The organism is Herbidospora yilanensis, assembly GCF_001570565.1.
GTDB lineage: Bacteria > Actinomycetota > Actinomycetes > Streptosporangiales > Streptosporangiaceae > Herbidospora > Herbidospora yilanensis.
Window position 1 is genome coordinate 1 of record NZ_BBXE01000008.1, and the last position, 1025, is coordinate 1025.

The window sequence follows — 1025 nt, forward strand, 5'->3', positions numbered from 1 at the left end:
ATCCAGGTCGTGATCTACAACCTGCCCAACCGTGACTGCTCGGCCCTGGCCTCCAACGGTGAGCTGAAGGTCTCGCAGGACGGTCTCAACCGGTACAAGACCGAGTACATCGACCCGATCGCCTCGATCATGTCGGACTCGAAGTACCAGAACCTGCGCATCGTCGCCATCGTGGAGATCGACTCGCTGCCGAACCTGGTGACGAACCTGAACCTGGCCGCCTGCCAGGAGGCCAAGAGCTCGGGCGCTTATGAGCAGGGTGTGGCCTACGCGCTGAGCAAGCTGTACGCGATTCCGAACGTCTACAACTATGTGGACGCCGGTCACCACGGCTGGCTGGGCTGGGATTCCAACTTCGGTCCGTCGGCGCAGTTGTTCGGCACCACCGCGGCGCTGGCCACCGGTGGCAAGGCGACGGTGCACGGGTTCATCACCAACACCGCCAACTACTCGGCGCTGACCGAGCCGTACTTCTCGGTGAGCGGCAGCGTCAACGGCCAGCAGATCCGTTCCTCCCGGTGGGTGGACTGGAACTTCTACATCGATGAGTTGTCCTTCGCGCAGGCCTTCCGTCAGCGGTTGATCCAGGAGGGTTTCTCCTCCAGCATCGGCATGCTGATCGACACCTCGCGTAACGGCTGGGGTGGTCCGAACCGGCCGACCGGGCCGAGCACCTCGACCGACCTGAACACCTTCGTCAACAACTCCAAGGTCGACCGCCGGGTGCACGCCGGTAACTGGTGCAACCAGAGCCGGTGCGGGTCTGGGTGAGCGTCCGCGGGCCAACCCGGCCACCGGTATCGACGCCTACGTGTGGGTCAAGCCTCCGGGTGAGTCCGACGGTTCCTCGAGCGAGATTCCGAACACCGAGGGCAAGGGCTTCGACCGGATGTGCGACCCGACCTACGGCGGCAACGACCGTAACGGCAACAACCCCACGGGTGCTCTGGCCAACGCTCCGCTGTCGGGTCACTGGTTCTCGGCCCAGTTCCGTCAGCTCCTGGCCAACGCCTACCCGCCCATCA

The 1025-nt window shown here is 64.3% G+C and carries 1 pseudogene; it reads left to right on the forward strand.

Annotated features, from left to right (window positions below):
• Positions 1-1025, forward strand: a pseudogene (locus tag AW273_RS00045) (glycoside hydrolase family 6 protein); the annotation flags it as partial.